Origin of the sequence: Pantoea sp. BS_8, assembly GCF_041954965.1 — a bacterium.
In the GTDB taxonomy this organism is placed as follows: Bacteria; Pseudomonadota; Gammaproteobacteria; order Enterobacterales; family Enterobacteriaceae; genus Pantoea; species Pantoea stewartii.
Genome location: NZ_JAVAXU010000022.1, coordinates 1 through 25,533 on the forward strand (window position 1 = coordinate 1; position 25,533 = coordinate 25,533).

General features: G+C 49.2%; 22 protein-coding genes and 2 pseudogenes. 15 read left to right on the forward strand and 9 right to left on the reverse strand.

What is annotated here, in order from left to right; all coding sequences use genetic code 11:
- The 8 genes and pseudogenes from RAC65_RS22005 to RAC65_RS22040 all read left to right on the forward strand — a co-directional run.
- A pseudogene (locus RAC65_RS22005) lies at positions 1-492 on the forward strand (hypothetical protein); the annotation flags it as partial.
- A gap of 9 nt (positions 493-501) precedes the next feature.
- Complete coding sequence (locus RAC65_RS22010) at positions 502-1,098, forward strand: hypothetical protein (RefSeq protein WP_375097301.1); 597 nt, start codon at positions 502-504, stop codon at positions 1,096-1,098.
- A 67-nt stretch (positions 1,099-1,165) separates the two neighbouring features.
- Positions 1,166-1,546 (forward strand): annotated as a pseudogene (locus RAC65_RS22015) (hypothetical protein); the annotation flags it as partial.
- A 15-nt stretch (positions 1,547-1,561) separates the two neighbouring features.
- Entirely contained in the window at positions 1,562-2,158 is a 597-nt protein-coding gene (locus RAC65_RS22020) for a hypothetical protein (RefSeq protein WP_375097302.1), read from the forward strand.
- Between the two features lie 479 nt (positions 2,159-2,637).
- Entirely contained in the window at positions 2,638-3,474 is an 837-nt protein-coding gene (gene kduI / locus RAC65_RS22025; RefSeq protein WP_054688191.1) for a 5-dehydro-4-deoxy-D-glucuronate isomerase, read from the forward strand.
- Positions 3,475-3,528: 54 nt separating this feature from the next.
- Positions 3,529-4,290 carry a 2-dehydro-3-deoxy-D-gluconate 5-dehydrogenase KduD gene (kduD, locus tag RAC65_RS22030; RefSeq protein ID WP_039338815.1) on the forward strand — a complete coding sequence of 254 codons (762 nt, stop codon included), beginning with the start codon at positions 3,529-3,531 and terminating at the stop codon, positions 4,288-4,290.
- A gap of 344 nt (positions 4,291-4,634) precedes the next feature.
- Entirely contained in the window at positions 4,635-5,714 is a 1,080-nt protein-coding gene (locus tag RAC65_RS22035; RefSeq protein WP_033740152.1) for a glycoside hydrolase family 105 protein, read from the forward strand.
- A 30-nt stretch (positions 5,715-5,744) separates the two neighbouring features.
- The gene (locus tag RAC65_RS22040) at positions 5,745-8,252 is read left to right on the forward strand and encodes a hypothetical protein (RefSeq protein ID WP_375097303.1); all 2,508 of its coding nucleotides are present in this window, start codon (positions 5,745-5,747) and stop codon (positions 8,250-8,252) included.
- A 163-nt stretch (positions 8,253-8,415) separates the two neighbouring features.
- Here RAC65_RS22040 and RAC65_RS22045 read toward each other — a convergent pair whose 3' ends face one another.
- Positions 8,416-9,756 carry an aspartate aminotransferase family protein gene (locus RAC65_RS22045; protein WP_033740150.1) on the reverse strand — a complete coding sequence of 447 codons (1,341 nt, stop codon included), beginning with the start codon at positions 9,754-9,756 and terminating at the stop codon, positions 8,416-8,418.
- 63 nt (positions 9,757-9,819) lie between these two features.
- Entirely contained in the window at positions 9,820-11,184 is a 1,365-nt protein-coding gene (gene eat, locus RAC65_RS22050; RefSeq protein ID WP_033740149.1) for an ethanolamine permease, read from the reverse strand.
- A gap of 244 nt (positions 11,185-11,428) precedes the next feature.
- On the opposite strand from eat, the gene RAC65_RS22055 reads away from it, so the two are divergent.
- Together RAC65_RS22055 and RAC65_RS22060 are read left to right on the forward strand one after the other, a co-directional pair.
- Positions 11,429-12,433, forward strand: a complete 1,005-nt coding sequence (locus tag RAC65_RS22055; RefSeq protein WP_375097304.1) for a phosphotransferase enzyme family protein — start codon at positions 11,429-11,431, stop codon at positions 12,431-12,433.
- A 138-nt stretch (positions 12,434-12,571) separates the two neighbouring features.
- Positions 12,572-13,639 carry an AraC family transcriptional regulator gene (locus RAC65_RS22060; RefSeq protein ID WP_033740338.1) on the forward strand — a complete coding sequence of 356 codons (1,068 nt, stop codon included), beginning with the start codon at positions 12,572-12,574 and terminating at the stop codon, positions 13,637-13,639.
- An 83-nt stretch (positions 13,640-13,722) separates the two neighbouring features.
- On the opposite strand, the gene RAC65_RS22065 is transcribed toward RAC65_RS22060, so the two are convergent.
- Both RAC65_RS22065 and RAC65_RS22070 read right to left on the reverse strand, forming a co-directional pair.
- On the reverse strand, positions 13,723-14,403 hold the full coding sequence (locus RAC65_RS22065) for an EAL domain-containing protein (RefSeq protein WP_033740146.1): 681 nt from the start codon (positions 14,401-14,403) through the stop codon (positions 13,723-13,725).
- A 617-nt stretch (positions 14,404-15,020) separates the two neighbouring features.
- On the reverse strand, positions 15,021-16,163 hold the full coding sequence (locus tag RAC65_RS22070) for an alpha/beta hydrolase-fold protein (protein WP_052133195.1): 1,143 nt from the start codon (positions 16,161-16,163) through the stop codon (positions 15,021-15,023).
- A gap of 276 nt (positions 16,164-16,439) precedes the next feature.
- Here RAC65_RS22070 and RAC65_RS22075 point away from each other — a divergent pair, with 276 nt between their 5' ends.
- The 3 genes from RAC65_RS22075 (at position 16,440) to RAC65_RS22085 (ending at position 17,842) form a co-directional block, all read left to right on the forward strand.
- Positions 16,440-16,868: a GNAT family N-acetyltransferase gene (locus RAC65_RS22075; RefSeq protein WP_205955934.1), complete on the forward strand. Its 429-nt coding sequence runs from the start codon at positions 16,440-16,442 to the stop codon at positions 16,866-16,868.
- A gap of 185 nt (positions 16,869-17,053) precedes the next feature.
- A complete protein-coding gene (locus RAC65_RS22080; protein ID WP_033740144.1) occupies positions 17,054-17,266 on the forward strand; it encodes a hypothetical protein in 213 nt (70 codons plus the stop codon).
- A gap of 129 nt (positions 17,267-17,395) precedes the next feature.
- Positions 17,396-17,842, forward strand: a complete 447-nt coding sequence (locus RAC65_RS22085; protein WP_375097305.1) for a LysE family translocator — start codon at positions 17,396-17,398, stop codon at positions 17,840-17,842.
- Between the two features lie 127 nt (positions 17,843-17,969).
- Here RAC65_RS22085 and RAC65_RS22090 read toward each other — a convergent pair whose 3' ends face one another.
- Positions 17,970-18,584, reverse strand: coding sequence for a histidine phosphatase family protein (locus RAC65_RS22090; protein WP_375097306.1), 615 nt, complete (start codon positions 18,582-18,584; stop codon positions 17,970-17,972).
- 837 nt (positions 18,585-19,421) lie between these two features.
- Here RAC65_RS22090 and RAC65_RS22095 point away from each other — a divergent pair.
- Positions 19,422-19,745, forward strand: coding sequence for a SymE family type I addiction module toxin (locus RAC65_RS22095; RefSeq protein ID WP_375097307.1), 324 nt, complete (start codon positions 19,422-19,424; stop codon positions 19,743-19,745).
- A 126-nt stretch (positions 19,746-19,871) separates the two neighbouring features.
- Here RAC65_RS22095 and RAC65_RS22100 read toward each other — a convergent pair whose 3' ends face one another.
- Positions 19,872-20,786, reverse strand: a complete 915-nt coding sequence (locus RAC65_RS22100; protein ID WP_375097308.1) for a helix-turn-helix transcriptional regulator — start codon at positions 20,784-20,786, stop codon at positions 19,872-19,874.
- Positions 20,787-20,976: 190 nt separating this feature from the next.
- On the opposite strand from RAC65_RS22100, the gene RAC65_RS22105 reads away from it, so the two are divergent.
- The gene (locus RAC65_RS22105) at positions 20,977-21,924 is read left to right on the forward strand and encodes a hypothetical protein (RefSeq protein ID WP_375097309.1); all 948 of its coding nucleotides are present in this window, start codon (positions 20,977-20,979) and stop codon (positions 21,922-21,924) included.
- Between the two features lie 265 nt (positions 21,925-22,189).
- Here RAC65_RS22105 and RAC65_RS22110 read toward each other — a convergent pair whose 3' ends face one another.
- Genes RAC65_RS22110 through RAC65_RS22120 form a run of 3 tightly spaced genes read right to left on the reverse strand, consistent with a single transcriptional unit; the run spans position 22,190 to position 25,036 of the window.
- Positions 22,190-23,050, reverse strand: a complete 861-nt coding sequence (locus RAC65_RS22110) for an HNH endonuclease (RefSeq protein WP_039338846.1) — start codon at positions 23,048-23,050, stop codon at positions 22,190-22,192.
- A complete protein-coding gene (locus tag RAC65_RS22115; RefSeq protein ID WP_039339101.1) occupies positions 23,047-23,727 on the reverse strand; it encodes an OmpA family protein in 681 nt (226 codons plus the stop codon). Before RAC65_RS22115 ends, RAC65_RS22110 begins: the two co-directional genes overlap by 4 nt.
- Before the next feature lie 7 nt (positions 23,728-23,734).
- Entirely contained in the window at positions 23,735-25,036 is a 1,302-nt protein-coding gene (locus RAC65_RS22120; protein ID WP_039338847.1) for a membrane protein, read from the reverse strand.
- Positions 25,037-25,533: the final 497 nt, after the last annotated feature.

Sequence of the window (25,533 nt, forward strand, 5' to 3'; positions counted from 1 at the left end):
CGCCATCGGTAGCGCGATTATATGCTATCTACGAAGGTCAGGAAGACTATGTCGCGTGATTGATTCACAGTCATGGTATGTTGCAACAACGACCGCGCTGGATGTTATATCGCTTGCCGGAGCGGGTGCCGGTCTAAAAATCGCGATCGAAACGTATAAGGTGATGAAAGCGTCCTCTTCTGCAAAGGCCATCGACGGGCTTAAAACGTTAAGTCGCGCTGAGCGAAAAAAATTACAGAGGAAATCATCCGCGCGCAAAACCCCGGTATTTCAAATGGCGGTATCAGGGCAGCCATGAAAGCAGGTGTGTACCCTAAACGTTATCCGGCCGAGGCTGTACAAAAATCTCTTCAGCGTGAATTAACGTCTGCACTGGTGAATTCATCGGCGTTTGCTGGTAGCGCATTGACAGGCACGTTAAAAAATCCACAAAACATTGTCCAGTCCGGGAAGTATATCATCGGCGTCATTCAGTCACTTCCCTCTACATAAGTTGTTAAAATGAAATACATTAATAAAACAATTAAGCTCAGCGAAAAAACGAACAAAGAAATAAATGTTAGTGGCGTTGATGAGCTGGAGCATATTAAAGATGACATGAAAGAAAAAATGGGTATGCCAATCGGATTACACACTTTTGGCGCCCCCTTAGTCATCAGTATGGTGCTGACGTTGATCAGCTTCTCCCTGCCTCAGTTTTCATTGTGGTTATTCATCTATGACCTGATGGGGTGGCAAAAACACGCTGTCTTTATCGGTATAATTGCTGCAGCGTTTATCTATGTCCTGGTCTTGTTTACAACAATGATGCTGGTTTCACGCGGAATATATTTGGCACTAAGAGTTTATATTTCCATCCTGTTTCTGGTATTAATGACTGCTTTAGTGTTTCTCCTTCTCACCATGGTTTCATCAATGAGTGGTAATAATAATTATTCGCTATCTTTTGCAGGTGCATTATTAAGCACTGCGTTAAATCTGACCGCTCTCAAGTGCCTTAACAGTGAAATGTTTTATAAGTCCTGCGCTTTTATGCTTCATAATCGGGCCTGGCGAAAGCAACTGGAACTAAAAAGGAAAACAACCTCTTTTAAATAGACTAAAAAAGTGGCCTGGTTCGGCTCATAAGGTCGGTGCACCACTACAATCGCCGCACTTGATATCATCTGGTTCAGGAGCGGGTTTAAAAAGCGTTGATAAAACGCATAAGGTTCTGAAGGCAACGACGTCTTCTGAAAACCTGATTAACTGGCCTAAAACACTAAGTAGAGCTGAACGCAGACGTATTACTGAGGAAATAATACGGCAACAAAATCCTGGCATCTCAAACAGCGGTATTAAAGCGGCTATAAAAGCAGGGATTTATCCTAAACGATATCCTTCTGATGCCTTGCAAAAATCACTTCAGCGGGAGTTGGCCACAGCGTTTGTTAACAGCTCTGCGTTTATGGGGAGTGCGCTTACAGGTACAATAAGGAACCCTCACACTATCCCGCAGTCCGGGAAGTATTTGATTGGGGTCGTTCAGTCTTTTTCAGTAAATTAATTAGTTAATTAAATCATGCTAATGCAACTTAAAAGAACGCTTGAACTTAGTAAAATGGTTAATGAAAAAATGTCTACGGATGACGCCGATGAACTCGAACAGCTCAAAGATAACATGAAGGATTTGATGGTCTCGCCTATAGGATGGCATACTATGGGCATCCCATTGCTGATCAGTTTTGTTCTCTCTCTTCTGGCTTTTACTGTCCCTCAAACCTCTATATGGGAAACTGTTTTTTCTCTTATGGCATGGCCTGATAAAGCGTTGTCAGGAGGCGTCATTGTTACTAGTTTTATCTATTGCTTAGTCATGTTCCCCTCATTAACATTAATCGCTCGTGGAAACCATACCGCCCTAAAAACATACATTAACCTCATATATTTCACATTAGCGGTAGTGGCAATCTATTTCTTAAAAACGCTAATTTCCGCGCTATTCGGCGATTCTGTTACAACCTTTACTTTAATTTCATCCTGTATCGGCATGGTATTTGTTCTTGTTGCGTTATCGTGCCTTAACAGTCATCTTTTTTTCAAAAGTAATGCGTTTTATTTGCACAACCGCGTCTGGCGAAAGCAACTCAAGCTCAGAAATAAAACGCATTCAAAATAGTCTTTTAAAACCTCAATAAAAACCCGTGGTAACCATGGGTTTTATCATCTTACAGAATTTCCCACAGCGATTATCCAGACGGTTCTGACAAAACTGTCACATCCACATAGTTTGAATGACGTTTCCTTGTAGAAGATAAAGAAAGTTATTTATTTTATTTATTTGAGCCACTAAATCCTTTCGCACACGCTTTTAACGATAATGCCCATTTTACATCAGACAGAAATTCTCAAGCCTGTTTTATACAACTCATCGCAACAGGCCCGTTTTTTTGTAATAGAACTCGTAATTAATGTTGCTCATACAAGCCCGGACACGCATAAAAATCAGACATACCTCACCCTTTAAAATAAAAAATCAAAACAACGTTTCATTTTTAATTGAAAGTCATTGGTGTGCCGAATAGGATGCGTGCAACTGGAATCAATAAGCCATTTATTACGTGTTGCATTTACCATTCTATTTAACGGGAGATAAACGTGGATATCAGACAAAGCATTCACAGCGCGCACGCGAACACGCTGGATACACAAGGCCTTCGCGATGAGTTCTTAATCGAGAAAATCTTTGTCCCGGATGATTACACCCTGACTTACAGTCATATCGATCGCATTATTGTCGGCGGGATTATGCCTGTCACACGGGCTGTCTCGATTAACAATGAGGTGGCGAAGCAACTGGGCGTCAGTGACTTCCTGGAACGCCGTGAACTGGGCATGATTAATATTGGCGGTCCCGGTAAAGTTACCGTGGATGGCAACGACTATGAGATTGGTCATCGCGAGGCGCTGTATATCGGCAAAGGCAGCAAAACGGTCGTGTACGCCAGTCTGGATCCACACCAGCCTGCAAAGTTTTATTTTAACTGCGCGCCAGCCCATAAAACCTTACCCATTCGTAAAGTCACGGCAGCGGATGCGGCCTCGGTCACGCTGGGCGATCCGCTGTCCAGCAATCGCCGAACTATCCATAAGTACCTTGTCCCCGAGGTAGTGGAAACCTGCCAGCTCAGCATGGGGCTGACCCAGCTTGAACCCGGCAATCTCTGGAACACCATGCCCTGTCATACCCATGCGCGCCGCATGGAAGTCTACCTCTACTTTGCTATAGCCGATGACGCCTGCGTGTTCCATATGATGGGAGAACCCCAGGAAACGCGTCATATCGTGATCCATAACGAACAGGCGGTGATCTCACCCAGCTGGTCTGTTCACTCAGGTGTGGGGACGCGTGCTTACAGCTTTATCTGGGGCACCGTTGGTGAAAATCAGGTGTTTGATGACATGGACCACGTCGCAGTCAACGATCTGCGCTAACCCATGGCGGCATGATGCAGTAAGCACAAGGCGATACGCCTGAAAGGAATCATTATGATACTGAACACATTTTCTCTACACGGTAACGTCGCGGTGGTCACGGGTTGCAACACCGGCCTGGGCCAGGGAATGGCGATAGGTCTGGCGGAGGCAGGCTGCGACATCGTAGGCATTAACCAGGTTGAGCCGGATGAAACCCAGGCGCGTGTTACCGCACTGGGGCGACGTTTCCTGAGCCTGAAAGCCGACCTGCGCAAGATTGACGCGATCCCTGCCTTGCTGGACAGCGCGGTTGCCCACTTTGGTCGTATCGATATCCTGGTCAACAACGCCGGACTGATTCGCCGTGAGGATGCCATCAACTTCAGTGAACAAGACTGGGATGATGTGATGGACCTGAATATTAAGAGTCTGTTCTTTATGTCTCAGGCCGTGGCCCGACACTTTATCGCACAGGGCAGCGGCGGCAAAATCATCAATATTGCCTCGATGCTGTCGTTTCAGGGTGGGATCCGTGTTCCGTCCTATACGGCATCAAAGAGCGGCGTCATGGGTATCACGCGGTTACTGGCAAACGAGTGGGCCAAATACCGGATTAACGTGAATGCTATCGCACCGGGCTATATGGCTACCGATAACACGCAGCAACTCCGGGCCGATGCGCAGCGTAATGCTGACATTCTGAATCGCATTCCGGCCGGGCGCTGGGGACAGCCGGACGATGTCATGGGGCCAGTGGTGTTTCTCGCCTCGCCCGCATCCGACTATATCAATGGTTATACCCTGGCCGTGGATGGCGGCTGGCTGGCACGTTAACCAGCATACGCTCATCGCCATCTGTGTGGCGGTGTTATTACGCATTACTGATACTCAGCGCGGAAATTATATTCGGGCCCTTGTTACGCGTTATTTAAATGTCAAGGATTAAACAACACAGTTTATATCGGTGTTAAATCGTCGCGCGTAAAAACGGGTAAGGTTCGCACCACGTAATAATGGCATCAATAAAAGAGGACGCTGTTTTTTACCTGAAACGTTTACGCCTTTTGGGCGGACAGCATTAAACACGGCCATTTGAAGCTGACGATTATCGCGTAAACCGCGAGGGCCAGACATGAAAAATAATCACCATGGAATAATCATAAAACACAGGAATAACAATGACTACGCAATCTATTGAGCATCAACTCAATCTGTTACTGACGGGTTTTACTCAGCTAAAAGACGAAGGACGATTTAACGAACCCAATATTGATGGCACCGCGGGAGATTATATTTCCTTCGCCAACTGGGAATGGCCGCAGGGCGTGGGATTATTTGGCCTCGTCCGGTTATGGGAACTCACGCAACGCAAAGATATTTACCAGCTTATTGAGACCTGGTTCCAGAATAATATTCAGAAAGGCCTGCCGCCCTTAAATATTAATACCACGGCACCGATGCTGCCGCTGTCGCTGCTGTGGGCTCACAATCGTGATCCTCAGTATCAAGCGGTGCTGGATCACTGGGCCAACAGGGTAATGACCGCGCTGCCGCGTACGCCGGAGGACGGGTTTCAGCACGTCGTGTCCGACGGCATTAATCCCATGGAAATCTGGGATGATACGCTGTTTATGGTGGTGCTGTTTCTTGGCCACTACGGCATGGCCGCCGGGCGGCAGGAACTGGTGGAGGAAGCCGTGCGTCAGTTTTTACTGCATGCCCGCTATCTTAACGATCCGCAAACCGGTTTATGGTTTCACGGCTGGAGCTTCGCCGAGAAGAATAATTTTGCTCACGCCCGCTGGGCGCGCGGCAATGCCTGGATCACCGTTGGCATTATTGAGTTTCTGGAACTGACCGCGCTTCGCGGTGGCGTACGTGACTATCTGCTGGCGTGCCTGAAAACGCAGGTGAATACCCTCATCGATCTGCAATCCCCGCAGGGCGCGTGGCACACCCTACTCGATCATCCCGACAGCTACGAAGAAATCTCGGCCACGGCCGGGTTTGGCTATGGGCTGTTAAAAGGCGCGCGTCTGGGCTATGGCGATGATCGTTGGTTACAGGCAGGGTTGCGCGCGCTGGAAGCCGTGCAGAGAAATATTGATGACGAGGGCACCGTGCACAATGTGTCTTATGGCACCCGCATGGGAAGAACCCTGCAATTTTATAAAGACATTCCGCTTCAGCCGACCGGCTACGGTCAGGCGCTGGCCATCTTATGCCTGACCGAAGGGTTAAGGCACACCCAAAAATAATAATAACGCTGACACCAGGAGAATCGAATTATGACGCAGACAACCTATTGTCACTTTCCGCTGCAACAACGGGATGCTGTGCGCTACTGGCAGCTCTCGGCAGTGGCTTCACAACCCTATGACGTGGACGATGTTCCCATGTCGGGCGAGATGGATCCTTTTTTCTTTCTGAGCAAACATAAAAACTTTATTCCGCATACCTATCCCTGCCGTACTGAATTTCAAAAACAGTTCGCCGGCAAAAAACCCCGTCCGTTTGGCGACCGCACGCTGACAAACTGGTGGTTTCCTTTTGGGTCCGATCGGGTCGATTTGTCGGGGTTTTGGTTTCGCGCCACCCGCATTGGCGCACAGGCGGAAACCTGTCTGGTCGCAGCCGCGCCCGGCAGCCGTCGTTTTCGCCTGACCACCTGTGGCGCAGCACTGGTCACCCTGAACGGCGAGGAGGTTGCCTGGCTGGCCGATTATCAGCGCAACCTGGAAAGCCAGGTTGAATTTACGCTTAACCTTCAGGCCGGGTTAAATACGCTTCGCATCTGGTTTGACGATCTGGCCGAACGCGATGTCCGCTTCTTTTTCCAGCTGGATTACGTAGAGGGGGATCCGCTTCAGGTTGCGCTGGCGGTGCCGGCGGAGGCAGAACAGGTACGGCATATGGAGTCGATGCTGGAAGGGATGGCATTTGAACAACCGACTTATACGCAGGGGCCGGTTCGCCTGTGTTTCCCGTCCCCTGCGCCAGACACTTTCGATCTGAACGTTTTGGTTTCCGGCGATTTTATTTCGCTGGATGAGCCGGTGCGGCTTCGTACCGTTCTGGAGAAAGGCGAAGGGGCCGTCACGCTCGCCGAGAGCGACACATTGCCCGCCGATTTTCGCCGTTTTGCTGTCAGCCTGAAAAAAGGCGCTTTCCACATCACCCGCACGCTGGGCGTCGAAATCTGCCACGCTGAACGCCAGGCGCAGGTGCCTGACACTTTGGCAGCCAGGGCAGAAGAAGCCCTGAGGCACGTTGCGCTGCACGGCGAGTACAGCAGTGTAAAAGCGCTGGCACGCTTAGCCTGCGGGATGGATAACGCGGAAACCCAGTCGATGCTGGAAGGCGTTCTGCCTTCCGTTGAAGCCTGTCACGACTGCGCCGACTTTACCCTGGTGCCGCTGCTCTGGTGCCGGATCCAGTGGGCCGATCGCCTGGCCAGCGCCACACGGGAAAAAATCGATCGGGCCATTTTAGGCTTCCGCTACTGGATGGATGAACCGGGTAATGACGTGCAGTGGTACTTCTCAGAAAATCATGCCCTGCTGTTTCATACCGCCGCATACCTGGCAGGCAGCGCCTTTCCTGACGCGACGTTTATCCGATCTGGGCGAACGGGCCGTGAGCAGGCCGCAGCCGGTCTGGCGCGCGTGCGGGCCTGGCTCGATCATTTCGAGCAGTGCGAAATGGCCGAGTGGAATTCAGCACCGTACTTCCCGATAGACCTGAAAGGTCTGAGCGCCCTTGCCGCCCTGGCAGAAGATGCGGACATCGTGACGCGCAGCCAGCGGGCCATATTGCGCCTGCTGGAGCAGCTCGCCCGCTCATCACATCAGGGCATGCTGACCGCCTCGCAGGGACGTTCCTATGAGCACACGCTGTGCGCAGGCCGCTCGCTGGAGCTGTCGGCGATCTCTCGCCTGCTGTGGGGAAAAGGTTACTACGGCTGCCGCTTCCATGCCCTGCCGCAGCTGGCCCTGCTGTTGCAGCAGAAAAAATTACCCCTTCCGCCCGGCCAGGCAAAGGTCGCCTGCTGGCAGGGTGACATCGCGCAGGAATGGTATTTTGCTCAGGGGAAAAACCGCATTGCCCGCCTTTATCACTATAAAACCCGCCACGCGGCTATGGGTTCGCTTGCCGGTTACCGCTGGGGCGAGTGGGGTTATCAGGAAACCCCGATTCATTTAAGGATTGGCGACGTGCCTGAGGCGCAAATCTGGATCAATCATCCGGGCGAAAAGCTGCACGGCGGTTTTGGTCGCCCTTCGTACTGGGGAGGATGTGGCACATTGCCGCGCGTTCAGCAATATCGTGGCCTGGCCATCGTGATGTTCAACGTTCATGACGATCAGCCCGATTTTACCCATGCCTGGCTGCCGCAGCGCTATTTCGATGAGATGCGCGTCTGTGAGCAACGCATTTTGCTCCGCAGCGGTAACGGCATGGTGCAGATTTCGGGCAACCAGCCTTTCCGGCTGACAACCCGCGGTCCCGCGCAGCACTGTGAAGCCCGCTTAGCGGGAAAAGAGACCTGCTGGCTGATTCGTCTGAATGACGATCCGCAACTCAGCACGTTGGAAGAATTTGACTCGCGCTTCGCCCAGATCAGTGTCGAACAACGTGAGGACGGCACGATTTGCGTGAACGATCCCCTTTACGGCGACGTGTTCTTCCAGCCGAATGGTTGTGTCTTTGGCCAGGGCCGGTTGCTGGATCCTGACAGCTGGACCCTTGCGGGGGAAAGCCATGAACTGGAGTTGCCTTCGGGCGCCCACGCTTAAGCTGAGAATGCGCAGGCCCGGCGGCTGCCAGGCCTGCGCGGTCACGTAAAGGACAGGAAGCTCAGCGCCAGAGGATTTTCCTCTGGCGCTGCAAACGGATGGGCCTGTATGCCGCTGACAGGTTGCGTTCCGTCTGCGTGGTCCCTGTTTTCTGGGATGGCGTTCAGCTCTGTAATTTCCTCAGGCAGCGATCCATGGCACTGACCACCCAGTCGATATCGTGCGTCTGGAAACAGAGCGGTGGGCGGATTTTCAGCACGTTACCGTATGGTCCGGCAACGGAGGTCAGCACAAAGGCCTCACGTAACGCCTCCACCAGATCGAGTGCCAGACGTTTGTCAGGCGCTTTGCTTTCTCTGTCCTTCACCAGCTCAAAGCCGATAAACAGCCCTGCCCCACGGACTTCACCGATGCACGGATACGTTGCCTGCAGGGATTGCAGCGCCGCCAGCAGTGCAGCGCCGGTTTTCAGGCTGTGCGCCTGAAGTTCTTCCTGTTCAATGACATCCATCACCGCGTGCGCCGCCGCCATGGAGACCGGGTTACCACCAAAGGTATTAAAGTAAGGTAGCGCATCGCTAAACGCCGCCATGACCGGCGCTTTCGCCATCAGCCCCGAGACCGGAATGCCGTTCCCCATCGGTTTGCCGGTAGTTACGACATCCGGAACCACGCCGTGTCGGGCAAAGCCCCAGAACGCCTCGCCGGTGCGGGCAAAGCCAGGCTGCACTTCATCGGCAATAAAAATGCCGCCATTCTGATGCACCACATCAATCGCCGGTTTTAAAAAGCCGGGCTGACCGGGTAAAACGCCGTCTGACGAGAAAATCGAGTCGGCCAGGAACCCCGCAAATTTAATGCCGTGCGCAGCCATATCATCGATTTGCTTCTGAATTTCCTGCGCAAACCAGGCACCCTGATCCGCCGTCTGAATGCGATAAAAGTCAGGCGGGGCCACCAGCCGTGTATGCGGTGATAACGGCTGACCGCTGCCCAGCGCGGGCGAAACGCCGGAGGTAAGCGCACTGGTGCCGTGATAGGCTTCTTTGGACACGATGATGCCCGTACCACCGCTCCAGCACTGGGCAATGCGGATCGCCAGATCGTTTGCCTCAGATCCGGTACACATATACATGGCCCGATCGATCTCAGCCGGCATCGTGGCCAGAATGCGATCGCTGTACGCAAGGATCGACTCATGCAAATAGCGCGTATGGGTGTTTAACTGCATCATCTGTTTATGTACGGCATCCACGACCGCCGGATGACAGTGACCAATACTGGCAACGTTGTTATACATATCCAGATACTGATTGCCCGCCTTATCCCACAGATACTGGCCCTTTCCGCGCACCAGATGCACCGGATTGCGGTAAAACAGCCGATAGGACTCGCCCAGTACCTGACTGCGCTTATCGGTCAGTTGTCGAATGTCCGGTGCCAGCGTTTCCGCGTTTTCAGCACGAAAGCTGTTGGTATCCATTATGGTTGAACGTACCGTCATCGTGACTCCTTGGTCTTTGTGCTGCCCGGCGGCACGTTACGCACCGCCAGGCGGGTATAAACGTTAATCGGTTTCTGCGGCAACAGAGCGCTGCGCGACAGCACCGCGGCGGGAGTGCGTGGTCAGGAAGTAGAGATAGCCCGCCACCATAAAGCCCACGAACAGCGCGCCGATCTGCGGGTTAAACCACAGCATCGCGATCAGGCAGATCACCGAGCCACACAGGGCGATGGCGGGGATCACCGGATAACCCGGTGCACGGTAGCTACGTGCCAGTGTCGGATCCGTGCGACGCAGTTTAAACAGGCTCAGCATACTCATGATGTACATGACGATCGCCCCAAACACCGACATGGTGATCATCGCGGCGGTCAGGCTCATTCCCTGAAAGCTGATGCCGTCAGAGAAAATGGCAACAATGCCGACCACACCGCCCGCCAGGATCGCCCGGTGCGGTGTATTAAAGCGCGACAGTTTTGCCAGTGAAGGCGGTAGATAACCTTCCCGCGCCAGCGCAAAGAACTGACGCGAATAGCCCATGATAATGCCGTGGAAACTGGCAATCAGGCCGAACAGGCCAATCCACACCAGCATGTGCATCCAGCGTGAATCGTTACCGACCAGCATTTTCATGGCCTGCGGCAGCGGATCGTTAATGCCTGACAGCGTACGCCAGTCACCAGCCCCTCCGGCAAACACCATGACACCCATCGCCAGCACCACCAGCGTTAAAATACCGCTGATGTAGGCGCGGGGAATGGTCCGGCGTGGGTCTTTTGCCTCTTCGGCCGCCATGGCAACGCCTTCAATGGCAAGGAAAAACCAGATGGCAAAAGGAATGGCGGCAAACATCCCGGATACCGAGGCCAGAGAGAACGTATCCTGCCCTGCCCAGCCATGGGCGACAAAATTCGTCAGGCTGAAGCCCGGCGCGACCACGCCCATAAACACCAGCAGTTCAATCACCGCCAGCAGCGTCACCAGCAGCTCAAAGGTTGCCGCAATGCTGACGCCGATGATGTTCAGTCCCATAAAGATCAGGTAGGCACAGACCGCAATGAGCTTAGGATTCACTTCCGGAAACTGCACATTGAGGTAGGCGCCTATCGCCATAGCAATGGCCGGGGGCGCAAACACAAACTCGATTAAGGTGGCAATGCCCGCAATCAGCCCGCCGGTATCACCGAAAGCACGGCGACTGTAGGCAAACGGTCCTCCGGCCTGCGGAATGGCGGTCGTCAGTTCGGTAAAGCTGAAGATAAAACAGGTGTACATGGCGGCGACAAAAAACGTCGTGACCAGAAAGCCCAGCGTACCCGCGGCTCCCCAGCCATAGCTCCAGCCGAAATATTCTCCCGATATAACCAGTCCCACAGCGATGCCCCAGAGTTGCAGGGTACCAAGGGTGGGTTTCAGTTTCTCTTTCATCACTGCGTTCCCCGTCTGTGTAAAGTGAAAAGGCGATGCCTAAAAAGCTGACGGGTAGATGATGGACACAGCCGCAACAGAAAAACTTGACCGCAGAAAACAGAAACACGTCGGCTGGGGTCAAGTTGACCCGGGTCGGGTTGTGACGCCTCTGCCGAAGTCAATTTTTGCCTGCTCTCAGGTCAAGCGCGCCAGGCCGGTTCAGCGCCATGCTGCCTCCACACGCAGAGAAAGGGAGACAGACATGAGCATTAAGCAATATGACACCTTAACGAACGACAGCATTCTTCAGCTTGCCCACCAGGCGTTGCAGGCGTATCCGGCCTGTTTGTATGCAGAGGTCAAACTTCTGTGCCGTTCCGAGAACGCCACCCTGTCTGTCAGCACGCCGCAGGGCCGGTACGCGTTACGTATTCACCGCGGCGATTACCACGCTAAGCAGGATATTGAAAGCGAGCTGCACTGGCTGGATGCGCTTCAGGCCGCAGACATCTGCGTGCCGGTGGCGGTGCGCGACGGGCACGATAACCGCATTCAGACGCTGCCGCTGCCGGACGGCAGTGAACGCTATGCTGTGCTGTTTCACTGGATCGAGGGCGAGATGCTCACCGATGCGGTCGATCCGGCCGCCTTTCGACAGTTAGGCCGCATCACCGCGCAGCTCCACCACCACAGTCGGCGCTGGCAAAAGCCACAAACCTTTCGCCGTATCGTCTGGGATCATCACACGATGGTTTCCCCCACAGGTCACTGGGGTGACTGGCGCGATGTGGCCGGTTTAGCGCCATCACAACATGGCGTGATCGAAGAAACGCTGTCGCATGTCGGCCGTGAGATGGCAGCGTTTGGCCAGTCGCCCGACCGCTATGGTCTGATTCACGCCGACCTGCGCCTGACCAATCTGCTGGTACACAAAGGCGAAACGCGGGTCATTGATTTTGATGACTGCGGAATGGGCTGGTATCTGCACGATCTTGCCGCCGCGATCAGCTTTGTTGAACACCATCCCAGCGCCCCACAGTGGGTGGAAAACTGGCTAAACGGCTACGAACAGGTGGCACACGTCAGCGATGAGGAGCTGGCGATGATCCCGTCCATGCTGATTCAGCGCCGTATACAGCTGACCGCCTGGGTCGCTTCCCATCGCGAAACAGAAATGGCGCGCAGCCTGGGCGACGGGTGGGCGAACGACACGGTACGCCTGTGCCACCGCTATCTCGAAGGGGCCCGATTGCCGATTGGCGTCTAGCGCACTCTGGCGGTGCCTGAATGACAGATCGCGGTGCAATCTTCACGGGGGCGATGCTAAGTGCCTGTTAACTGGTGCCTGACGGCTGGTATGTTTCTTGCAGAAGCTAACGATGTTCAGTTGCAGGCGGAAAACATCATGACCAGCAGATTTCCAGAGGCCGCCATAACGGCCATGTCCAGCGCGGGTAGCAGTCACCGTGGCGTCCTGTCGGCCGCCGCGACGGGACTGGGTGATTTCATTAACGCCCAGGGTGGCGATGTGGATCGTATTTTCGGCATCAGCGGGATCGATCCGGATACGCTCGCCTGCCCGACGCTGAGCCTGGACCTAGTCAATTACTGTCGGGTGCTGGAAGAAGCGGCCAGCCAGGCGGGCGTGGACAACTTCGGTTTACAGTATGGTCATCAGTTCCGGCCACAGTCTCTGGGCCTGATTGGCTATATTGGTCTGTGCTCGGCCACGCTGGAACAGGCGCTGCAAAACGTGGTCAATGCTTTTCCCTACCATCAACACAACACCTGTATTCGTCTGACGGAGCGCAGCGACTGCTGGCAGCTGGATTATCAGGTGCGTCACGGCGCGATTCTGCAGCGCCGTCAGGATGCAGAACTGACGTTAGGCATGTTTCTTAACCTGATTCGCCACGCGGCAGGACGCCACTGGGCACCGCGTGAAGTACATTTCGAGCATCCGCGCCCTGAGCACTGGCACGAACACTGTAAAGTGTTTGATGCGCCGGTCTATTTCGATCAGCCGTTTAACTCGATGATCATCGCTAAAACGGATCTGGGCCGCAAAATGCCGGATCACGATCCCATGCTGCTGCTGGTGATGCAGGATGCGATCCGTCGGCTCAGCCCGCCCGTCATCATTCAGGATACCGTTAATCAAACCCGCACCGACATTCACCTTCAGCTACTCAATGGCGAACCCTCACTGGACATTATCGCCGAAAAACAGGGACTGTCTGCCTGGTCGTTACAGCGGCGACTGCGCGATGAACAAACCAGTTTTTCCGCCCTGGTCGACAGCGTACGCAAAGAGATGGCGACGCATTACCTGAAACAACACCATCTGTCGGTCTCTGAAATGGCCTTGCTGTTGGGCTATTCTGAAGTCAGCGCCTTCTCACGCGCCTTTCGCCGCTGGTTCGGTTGTAGCCCACGCGACTGCCGTAAATCGCAGGGCACGGTTTTTCTTTGACAGCATCAGGCTGTCTGGCCAACGCATTATGCGGGCCTTTCTTACTGAAGAAAGAAAGCCCGGTATGAATTATCGCTGAGCGCTTACGCGAGCGTATCGAATAAAAACGCCTCAAACAGATAGCCCTGAAATGCCGCAGCGTGCGGTCTGGCGAATTCGAAGTGTTGCGCCGTTTCGACGCCTTCTACAATAATAAATTCACAATAGTGTTTAATTTCCGCCAGCGTGGCTTGCCAGACGGGGCTGTTTTGATGCCGCCAGAAAAAATGCTTATCCATTTTCACGGCTTCATACATTCCACGCTGTAAACAGGGAAAGTGGGAAGCCGCACTGCCAAAATCATCCAGCCATAACGTGTATTTATTATGTAGTTCCCGGAGTAAGGGATTATTTAATCCCTGCGCAAGATCGGGAAAGTGTTCCGCGACTTCAATGCGAAGAAAAGAGTGCGCTGTGGCGAGCTCAACAATATCCCGTTCTTCCAGCAGCGCAAAAGCCATTTCCAGATCGACATTTACAGAACACAGCAACTGGTTTTCTTCAAAAAAATGACGCTTCTTATCGATTAAAGAAAGTTGTTCTCGTAACAGCTTTATTTTCTGTTGTTTATTTAATTTCGCAATATGAAAACAGGGGGTTCCCGGTGCGGCGAATCGCGTCAAAACTTCTACAGCAATTAATGTCGACGCGTTGTTAACGACAGGTTCAGCAATGAACCACCAGGCACGGTTGTTATTATCGAGATTGTGGATTTCCATTCCCATGCTCTGATTCAACGCGATGAAGTAGCCTGATTATTGATCGCTACAGACTATCAATCAAATGTTATTTATCGGGTTAAGCTATGATTTAACCTATCAAAATTAAAAGATTGATCGTTAATCCCTTGTTATTTAATAAGGTTTCAGGAATTAAAATCTTTATTTTATGCTGGCCCGGATTGCGAAGCCTTTTACAACGCCTGCTGCATAAGGTATTGGCCCCATTTCCTGCCCGCAGCTCAACGCGCCTGTATCCTTCGCGTGCTAAGAATTAAGCATTGCAGACCAGTGAAAAATGGAGACAGTGAGAAAAAATAAAAAGGATAATATTGCCGCATCCGGTTAACGGGTAACTTAAATACATCAATACCGGTCATTTTGAAAAATGGCCGACGCAGGTTTTTCCCACACGGCGTTTGCAGCATTTACTGTCGACGTAGGCAGTGTTTTTTTACTTACCTGACACGGCAAGCTGAAGAAATAAATAAAAACGCTTTTTAAAGAATGTGCAGGCTATTTTAGCGACGTTGTTTAGCGTCGCCGGGGAAGAATGCTGTGAATAACGGTGATTCCGTAAATGCTGCCCTGAATCACCGTCACAGGAAGGGATCGGGGCCTGACTATGGCTGCTGCGGTTTAAATACCTGCTGCACAAATTCGATATACGCAGGTCGCCAGACATCCATCTCATGCCCCAACCCCGGATATTGAGTGTAATGGAATTTTACGCCCTGCTTTTCCAGCTCGGCTTTGAGTCCGGCAATGTCTTTGCCGGTCACGATATCTTTATCGCCCACCGCCAGCGTAACGTTTTTCAGCTGCTTATTCACCGCCTGCGCCTGACTCAGCTGGCGTGTCACAGCCTCATTCGGCACCGTACTGGTGGTCACGCCGCTAAAGCTGGCCAGCCAGCCAAAGTCGTTCAGGTGCGTCATGCCTGACACCAGCGCCTGATAGCCGCCCTGAGACAGTCCGGCAATCGCCCGGTCTGCCGGTTTGCGACTGACGGTAAAGCGCTTTTCCACCAGCGGGATAATGTCCTGCATCAGTTCCTTATCGGCGGCGGCGGCATTGAGGGGATAAAAGTCTTTGCGGCGGTCGGCTGGGGGAAAGTTTTCAGGAATGGCCTGCACGATGTCCGTTTCGGTATCGGGCACCACAACCAGCATCGGCGTGATTTTGCCTTCGGCCAGCAGGTTGTCCATAATCTGCGGCAGGCGGAGCTGCGAGATGGCGGACAGCCCGGTATCGCCAAAACCGTGATAGAAGTAGAGCACCGGTAACGGTTTGCCGTCTGCCTTATAGCCCGGCGGTGCCCAGACAAAGACCTGACGTTCGGATTTCAGTGCGGTGGAATGATACGTCAGCGTCAGCACATCGCCGTGCGCCACGTTACGCTCATCCAGAATGCTGCCCGGCACCAGAATCATACTGGTGTTCACCTGGCGCTGCGGTTTGGTAAAGCGGCTGCCGGTATCCGGCGTGCGGAAACCATCCACATCAAAATAGTACTCATATAAATCGGGCTTCAGCGGCTCGCTGGTCCACGACCAGATGCCGGCACTGTCCTTTTTCATATCATGGGACTGCTGACTCAGCGGCGTGGCCCCCGTGACCACAGCAACCTGCTTCGCGGCGGGCGCAAACAGGCGAAAGGTAATGGAGTGATCGGGATTCAGCGCGGTGATATAGCGGCTCACGGGGATGTGAGTATCCGGGGTTTGCGGTAACGGTGCGGCAAGCAGTGCGGGTCCATATCCCATCAGCAGGCTTCCGGCCACCAGAGATAAACAGGTTAATTTTTTCTTCATTTTGCGTCCCGATAATTGAATTGATCACGCGGTATTTATTACATTTTTTCTCCGGGAAGCGAGGTGATAGCGTCGCAAAAAGCGCAGGCTGTGATGAACGTCAAAGAATGGCGTTAACCTGCCGTCAGCCTCACCGGCGCGCGATCGCCCCGGCGCGTTGAGATGCTGTTCAGGCGTAAACCGGTAAGGTCATGACATCAACGGTTCAATGATGATTTGCGAGGCACTATGCATATTACCTACGAAAAACTGGCCGAGCGGCATCTGAAAGAGATGTATGAAATCCGCTTCTCGGTGACGGAAAACCGGCTGCATGCTCACCAGATCCGCTATCTGCAGCGTGAGCAGGCGCTTGACGATATCCGCCAGGGCGGTGGCTGGATCGCCAACGTCGATGACGAGTACGTCGGTTACGGGCTGGGTATTTATGCGCCCGATCCGTTAATCGGTGGCCTGTTTATCAAGCCCGCGTTTCAGCGGCTCGGGATAGGTAGCCAACTGCTTGAAAACATCACCGACTGGTTCAGACAACAACAGGCCCGGTCGATGATGTTGACCACCGACACAGGTTCCCCTGCTGAACGTTTTTATGAAAAACACGGCTGGCGCGCGGCGGGCACTGATGAATATGGCCAACGGATTATGCGCAAGCCCTGAACCCGGTGTTGCCTGCGCAAACCCCAGTTATCGCAGGCACACGTTGTGCCAGACCTTTGCCATCGGGTCTATCCACTTTTTTTACAACCGTCGTACAACAGCCCTGCACTTTTTTGCCCACTCATGCTTCATTACGGTTATTGTCGCAGCGTAAACACAGCACTCCCGATAAGGATTAAGAAACGATGCGTAAACTTCCCCTTTTTGTGGTCACGCTTGGCCTGTTAATGTCGGTTGCCTCTCAGGCACAGGCAGAAGGCTGCCTGAAAGGCGCGTTGGTCGGCGGCGTAGCCGGGCACCTTAAACACCATGCGGTTGCCGGTGCCGTGGCGGGCTGCGCGGCAGGACATTACCTGGCGAAGAAGCATAAAGACGAAGAGAGTAAGCAGAGCCATTAGCGGTTCAATGGGGTTGCCCCTGTGCAACCCCGCTAAGTTTTTAGCTACCTCACTGGTTTACACCATTGGCACCGCCTCGCCCGGACCGGGCAATCTGCCCATCGCTACTGCGGCCGTCAGGCCGGGCTGGTGCTGGCAACCGGCGTCATCTCAGGTTCCCAGTGCCGGGGTTTGCTTACTGCCTTTGGCATCTCTGCGATTTTGGTTTCTTTCCACGGTTTTATTTTCTGGCTAAAACTGCCCGGCGCGGCCTGTTTACTCTGGCTGGCGTCAAAAGCCCTGCGCAACGCCTTTCGCCCTGGCGACCTGGCGGCACGTCCCGCCCGTTCTCACACGCGTTTACGCGGCTACTATCTGCAAGGGCTGGGATTGCACCTTACGAATCCCAAAGCCGCCCTGACCCGGTTCACGGTCACCAGCGTAGGCCTGACCCGCGGTGCCCCACAGTGGCAGGGCTATGTTCTGGTTGCTATCTGCGCGCTAACCGGCGTGATGATATTTGGGTTGTATGCGTGGATTTTGCTTCGCAAACGGCGGAGACGTATCTCAATCGGGCGCGGCGCAGTTTTGATGTGATTTGTACGGGGTTTTATGCGTTGGTGGCGGTGGGGTTTTTGGTGTCGCTGCGATAAGTGCGTTCAGAGAACTCATTCATCCTCGCGGACACAGAATCCGCCACATAGCGATAGCACAAACCGCGGAGTTAACACTGAAGCAAATGTGAGGCGATGCCCCATTTAAGCGCAGTACAGCGCCCATCAATCAGCTCAAATGTGGAGTAACTCGCGTTGGGTTGAGCATAGCGGGCAAAATTAACAAGGTTTCTCTCGTTAAGCATGGCAAGCGTTCCCTGAATGATGTGCCCATGGGAAACGAGGCAAACAGTCTGGCGTTTTTGCTCGTCCGCAAGACAATGTAAAAACCGCAGCATTCTGTGCGTTGCCTGCGCAAGCGATTCGCCACCTGGAGGGCAATAATCAGCATGTGATGAAAATAACGCCTCAGCTTCATCAGGATAGTCAGACGCGAGTGAGGCCATATTCATTTCCTCAAACATACCAAATGCCTGTTCCTTGAGTGCAGACTCCGCAATCACTGGACAGGCGAAGCGTTGAGCCAGGGTTTGAGCCATTTGCCATGCTCGCCCTAGTGGAGAGGCATAAACATGCTCAACGACATGATCTTCTTTTGCCAGTGCGGCCACTAATGCAGCCGTTTCACGTCTGCCACGTTCGCTCACTGCGCTGTCGCAATGCCCCTGAATGATGCCCCGTATATTCCACTCCGTTTCCGCGTGTCTGACCAGAATGACTTTCATCGTGAGGAGGCCTTGATGGTTGGTTTTGGTTTATCTTCGGTTACAACGAGCACTACATCCTTTTGATTTCGTCGAATGCTCGTCTGTTTTTATCTGAAAACCGCCAGAATGTTTTAGCCCTAACGCGGAAGCTCAAGGCCAGCATTCACCCTCAATCATTCGGCTTTCCTTAAGATAGTTGGTTTCCAGCAAAAAATTTATACGATCTTATAACATGATATAAAGCGCCGTTTCGGGTTGTGTTTCAGCACCTGTCTTCAAGCGATTTGGGAATGTTGAAAAAGGGACGTTCCTTATTGTTCTCATAAGCCCAGTCGTTGCTGCCGGTCAGCAAGCTGGCATCAGTAAGTATTGCGGTGAGGCAACGGTCACGAACGGCTCGGCGATCATCAGATTACGCATCACCAGCGGAAGCGCCTGATCCTGTGGCTAGCTAAGGCGTTAACAGTGCCAATGTGGAGATTGTTATGGAGATCCCAGGAGAGTGCGAGTGGCTGATAAAGGATTTCGGGGTCAGGGTTTGGTGACGCGGTGAAAGTCCCGGAGGCGGTTTAGGCCAGGGCAACAGGACAACGGATTGACGCTGAGGACGCGTGAAATGGTCGGGTATTTCCCCTTTCTTTTCGCCATTATCAGAATTTAGATCTGCCACTAAAAATGATGGATTACGTTGCGATTTGCGTGAAATTTCTGCGTACGTTTTCGCAGTTTGCTATTTTCACTCTCGCTGCGTTTTCGCCTGCCTGATTAAATATTCCGGTCATTTAGCGCGATACGAATGTGGGGCAACACATCCGCATCGCTGATCACAATCACTATTTATAAGGAATAGTAATCATGACTGCCTTCGATTGTATTTCAGGCCATAAAGAACCTAAAGCACCAAACTATACCCAGCGCTATGCGACCGTGGGTTATGTGACCCGCACTCCAAATTATCGCCGCGTTCCAGCGATTACGCTGAAGGGCTGCTGGCTAAAAGAAGCGGGTTTTCCGATTGGTGTGCAACTGGATGTGAAGGTCACCTGGTGCCAGATTATTATCAGCTTCAAACCCAGGGACGTGATAAACGGGACGCGGGTGGGATCGATTAAGGATCTGGCTTCGCTGTCCGTGCAGCAGAGAAAACGGGTGATGAAGGCGATTGGGCTGACTGAGTAGTAAGGGTTGATGAGGCTTGCTCCTGCAGAGTTGGGAGCAAGCTGGATTTCTCTCAAACTATTTATATCCTGAAAAGTTCTGGGTAGATGATCTATTCAAATAGGGAGAATTTCAATTCATCAAACTCTACACTTTCGGTAGATCTGCACTAGTAAGTTTGAAGCTACATCCCTTACTAATCAATTCCTTACGATTCTTTAAAACAAGAGGATGCTGCATTGGATTCTCGTCATGATCACCACCGTAACTGACCTGTAGTCGTTCTAATGCATAATGCATAAGGGGGATGCGTTGGCAAATTAAAAGCTTACCTTTATCCATAGCATAATCATTGGCTATGATATCTTTCTGTACAGAGCTTAATGCAGGATTTGGAAAAACTATAGCAGTAACGTTTTTATTCCATTCCAAGTCTTCTTCTCTGCCATATCTGGAACTATCAAGCAATTCGGGTACACCGCGAAAACGGCTCATTACAAAATCTAAATATTCACCTTTTTTTTCACAAAATGCACGAACATGCCAGCGAATACCATCATAAATCAATGTGTGAGGTACAATATTTCGACCACTAAGTTCTCCAGAACTCAATGAAACGTACTCAACATCTACACGCAGACGATCACGAGCGGCCTGGACTAGCTTTCTTACTATCAGAGGATCTATACGGCGAGAAGGAACATCCAATATTTCGATGTGACCGTAACCAAGTCCCATCAAGGGAAGGACTATCAAAGGATCATGTGATTGACGCTCAAATTGTTTTTCTTGGTGTAAAAGTGCGAGGTATTCATCTACTTTTCCCTCGCTAAAGCGAGGGGAGAAGGATTCCTTTGTTTTGTACCCTTTTAGCCTTGCATCATACTCAATTCCTTTAGGGCAATAGTCTTTGATATAACGGTTGATATCTCTGGATGCTTGCTGACGACCGATATCGAAAGCGGTACATAAGTGATTAGTAGTAAGACGCCCCTCCCACTGAAGTACTATCTCAAGTAAACGAAATCGTAATGTTTGGTTCCAGGTAAGTTTTTTTTCCACGATTGCTGCTCCAAAATGCTACATGTTTAATTAAACAGTATCGAAATAAAGCATTCTTTTGAATACAATAATATCATTAAAATAAAACTTAAAGGAACAATTCAAAAAATGTCAAACTCAGCCAAAACAAAAAATTCATGAAATAATTTAAAAAAAGGCCCTAACAATTAATCATCCTAAAGGTGGAATAATGAAACTGGAAAAAGCATATAGCAATGATTTAAAAAGAAATGTCACTGCTGATGAAGCCGATAAACTTCATGCTCGAGGAAATCTGCCATCCAAACACAATTTTAAATGTCCTGAACCAAACTGCAATGCGCAAGTGACTTGCGCTAATTTAGATAAACCCAGAGGCCTTCGAAAGCGTGAGCCTTACTTTAAATTCGTATCCGAACATAGTATTGATTGTAGACTTGAAGCAGAATCTGATAAAAACATTCGTTACATAAAGTTAACTCAACAAGATCCTGAAGCATTGCCATTCATTATTGATGATGTTGTGGATATTGATTTAGCTCCACCTAAAAAAATTAATACCCGCGAGCTAACAGATGAAAATGAAGAGTCAACTACTAAACGCTCAGGAAGCTCGTCCCTAATTGATAATGATGAAGCCGCAAAACACAGACATTCGAGAAAGCGACTTTCTGGTTTAGTAAACGCTTTTATGGAAGGTGAGATTTTTTTTATAAACACAACCGAGGGTAAAATACATGTAAAAGATTTCTTTATTAAAGTCTGTGATAAAAAAGATATCAATGAATATCTTGATGAGCCGAGAATTTTTTATGGAAAAGCATGGCTTAATCGTAATGATAACTACTATCTGGTTAGATTTAATAGTGAAATGCGGGTAGGTAACTTAAAATGTAAACCCACATTTTTCATACCATCCCGGCTTGTTGACACATCAGCATATGAGAGAACATCACGAAGCAAACTGGAAAAACTAGCATCGCAATCAAAACCACTTAACATTTTTATTTTTAGCGAACTACCTCCAGTAAAAAGCAACACTGGCGACTATATAAACTTTATATTAGATGACTTGTCCTATCTTTATTATTTACCTTGGAATAAAGAAACGACCAAAAAACAGAGTGAAGTTTCATCTACTTTAAAAACTAACCTATAACCTGCTCAAAAGAATAAGTCAGAAAGTAGGAATGCCCTATATTCAATAACTTAAAAAACCTAAAAAAGTCATTTATGTTTAAAACTAAGCCATATCATTTTCAACTAATATCATCGATAAAGATATGACTTAGAAACATTTACTCAGTATAAAAAACCATAACTTTATAAAAAATGAGACATATTGATAATAATGGTGCAGCTTTATGTAAAAATTTATCCTTGCATAATAACATGGACAAAATTAATTGGAGTGGTGATAAATATTAATCCTTATCAATAAAACTAAAACTCATATATTCATTGTATTCAGGTAGCGTTTTTATATGTTGATGGTTTGGTTTTTTTGAATGACATGCAATACAAAGAACTTCAAGATTTGAGATATTATTATCGTATTTTAGACCATTACGATGATGAACATGGAGGTATCGTGACTTATTGCCAGCAAGTTTAACTTCACACCCCTCACATTTATAATCTCGCCATTGCCTTATATTTTTTGATATTTCACGCCAGTCTTTACTATAGATATTTAATGGTGCAGTAGATGATGTGTGGGCTGGTTTTATCGAAATAATATCTCTGGGGTATTTTTCAAAAAAATCAGCTAAAGAGAACTCTGAGACAAGCCGTTGCCGTACGACTTTGGACATCCCTTGAATATTAAAATCTTTCCACATGATTTTATCAAGGCAGTTTTGGCAAACATTCAACCGTACTGATTGACTTTGAACCCCGCCTCCTAAAACATTAACCTGAAAATCGCCTGTATCACTATTTGCCACCACATACCGATCAAAACGATTTTCTTTATTTTTTGTTTCAAGGGTCCGACAGAAAGCGAGATGATATTTTGGCATGTTAGTATTATCGCCTATAGTAGGCACATCTCGAATATAAAGTAGTACTCTTTGGTTATTGTAATTTAGAGTACCATCTTCCTCTACATGAACCTCATCGAAATTGACATCTATACCAACACTCCGTAGGCGCTCAATTAGAGGGAAATCAATCGGCACAAAATCAGAATTTTGTGTAAATTTTTCTGCAAGAGGTGCTTTCATTATTTCACGCAATGAATTTAAAAGCGACCAGGTTAAAAAGTCAGGAAGTTTAAAGCTCATTTTTTTGATAATTTTTCTGCAATTAAATCCATTTTTTCGCTCGCATTTGTTACAATGCGAAATTCAACGCGCTGATTTGCTGCTTCAGCACCGTTTTCTGAAAGAGGGTGAGAAGAGGAAAGCCCATTAGCAGTCATATGTTGCACAAGCCATTTTTCATCTTTTTTTACTTTTGGCAAGGACATCAGATACTCAAGAGCACTTCTTGTCCTTGCTTGAGATAATTCCATATTCTTAAAATAAGCTTGTTTTTCATCAATGGCAACACCCCAGAACGAGCTTGTATGTCCTTCAATACGAATTTCCTTTACCGCATTCTTAAACGTCTTAGAATTCAAAAGAGCGATATAGCGTGGAAAGAACTCGCTAAGCACTTGTTTAAAGCGTGGACGAAGATCTGATGATCCTGTTGCAAAAAGTACAGAGGGATCATTAAAACGAATTGTCATGTCTCCCAAAATCTCAGCATTCCATTGTTTTAAATCCTTTGAAAACTCTTTTTGCAAAGCGAGCAACATATCCTGTTTAGTCATCTCATATTCTTTTACAACCAATGTCGTTGTTTGTTCCACACGAAGCATGAAAGCAGCTGTTAATAACATAAATACCATCATCAAACCTGTCATGAGATCTGCTAATGGTATCCAATAAGACTGATTACTTTGTTCAAAATCCATACTCATCTCACTTAACAGCAGCTATTTGCACTACTTCGCGCAAGCGTTCGGTTAAAGGAGTATAATCAGATACAAACTTCTCTGATAGAGATGCCAGCTGACGGCCAAGCGACTCAAGGCTTTTCGTCAGTTCCTCTTGTAAACCTTTATCAAGAGTAATAACACTTTGACGGACTGAATCCATCGAATCTTTAAGGCTTTCATTGAATTCATTTTGCGACTTACGAAGCGTCTCAGTTAAAAGTTGCTTCATTTCTGAAGACGTAGATTGTACCTGAACGCCAAAACCTTTCATTATTTCATTAATCTCATTCTGTACTTTCGCTACGCCTTTTGACATTGAGTCTGCCATTTCATCAATTTTCTGAGAAAATTGTGGGATGACACCTTTCATCTGCAACAAGACCTCTGTCAATGAGGCCTGAGAATTTTCAATTTGCTCATGTTGATAAGCGAGGCCTTTAAGAGTTATCTCTAAAGCTTCTGCTGTATCAGCAAAATTAGATGCCCTGTCGATAAACAAGGCTAAACCTGCTGAGGCATTATTTAAATCATCTGCAGAAGATTTTTGTAATATTTGGAGCTTGTCTAATTCTTCTTTGTATTGCTGCTGCCAGACAACTAGTTTCTCAACACCCGCATTTAAATGTTTAAAATTCTCACCAAATTGCTCACCAATTTTTTCATTGAAGTCTTTAATAACTCCCTTAAGAGCCTCAATCAATGTTTCTGAACTATCTTTAGCCATTTTCTCGGAAAAACTCTCAAAGGATTTCCTTAAGGCAAGTAATTCGTCACTTTGCTCCTGACGAATCAATTTAAGCTGTGAAAGGAGACTACCTTCTGCGTTGCCTGACAAACTCCGCTGCAGCTCTTGTGTCGCTGAAACTACATCATCCAGAGTTGCCGCTTTGGGAGCACCAGAACTTTGCTGTATTGGTTTTTTTTGAAAATAATGTCTCGCCCGAATAACAAGAGAGCCAAATACACCGCTAAGCGAAGCCAGAAACGCCGTTTTTACACCCTCAAGTAAATGTGGAACGCTTTCAGAAACATTCGAAGCATCAAAATGTAATAAAGAAGAAGCAATTCCTACAAAACATCCGAGAATTCCAATGGTGGTGAGTACTTCAGGCCCATGAACCACAGAAAATCTATCAAAGCGTATAAATGCAAAGAAAATTGTTAAAACTATATTTATAAAGATAAAAATATTCGTAATGGTATCAGAAAAAATTGCACTCATAGTTCCGGCATTGGCGGCCCAAGGCACAAGAACCACTAAAAATAAAAAATTTTTTATATTCATTATGTTAACTTAAGTCTATTTAGAGGAAATAGCAAATTGACTGGCCATTAATTGGGCAGTTCAATATAGCTTAATACTGTGCCGATAATACTCGTACTTTTGAGTGTCGTCTAGATTGATGCGCACTTATCTGCAATTATTTTTAAGTATCTCGCCGTAGCGGCAACTCATAGGAGATTATACTGCCCCTAACTCAAATGGCCTTAAACCAAGGAAAAAGCAGGCTTGTAGCCTCTTAACTACGGTCTAAACAAAGCGTTTTACTACAACACGTGTAGGATAATACTGCCAAAAAAACATTAGATTCAAACGCACTTACAGGGTACGTCAACTATCACTACCAGACTAGAGTAAACACCGCTGAAAATAAGATTGACAGCACTGATGCCAGGAACATTTTTTTTACAGAAAATTAAAAACATAATAATTCCGCACTCATTAATCATACTCCAGAATTGAAAAAACACTTTCCCCCCAACCCGGATTTGAAGGTTAGT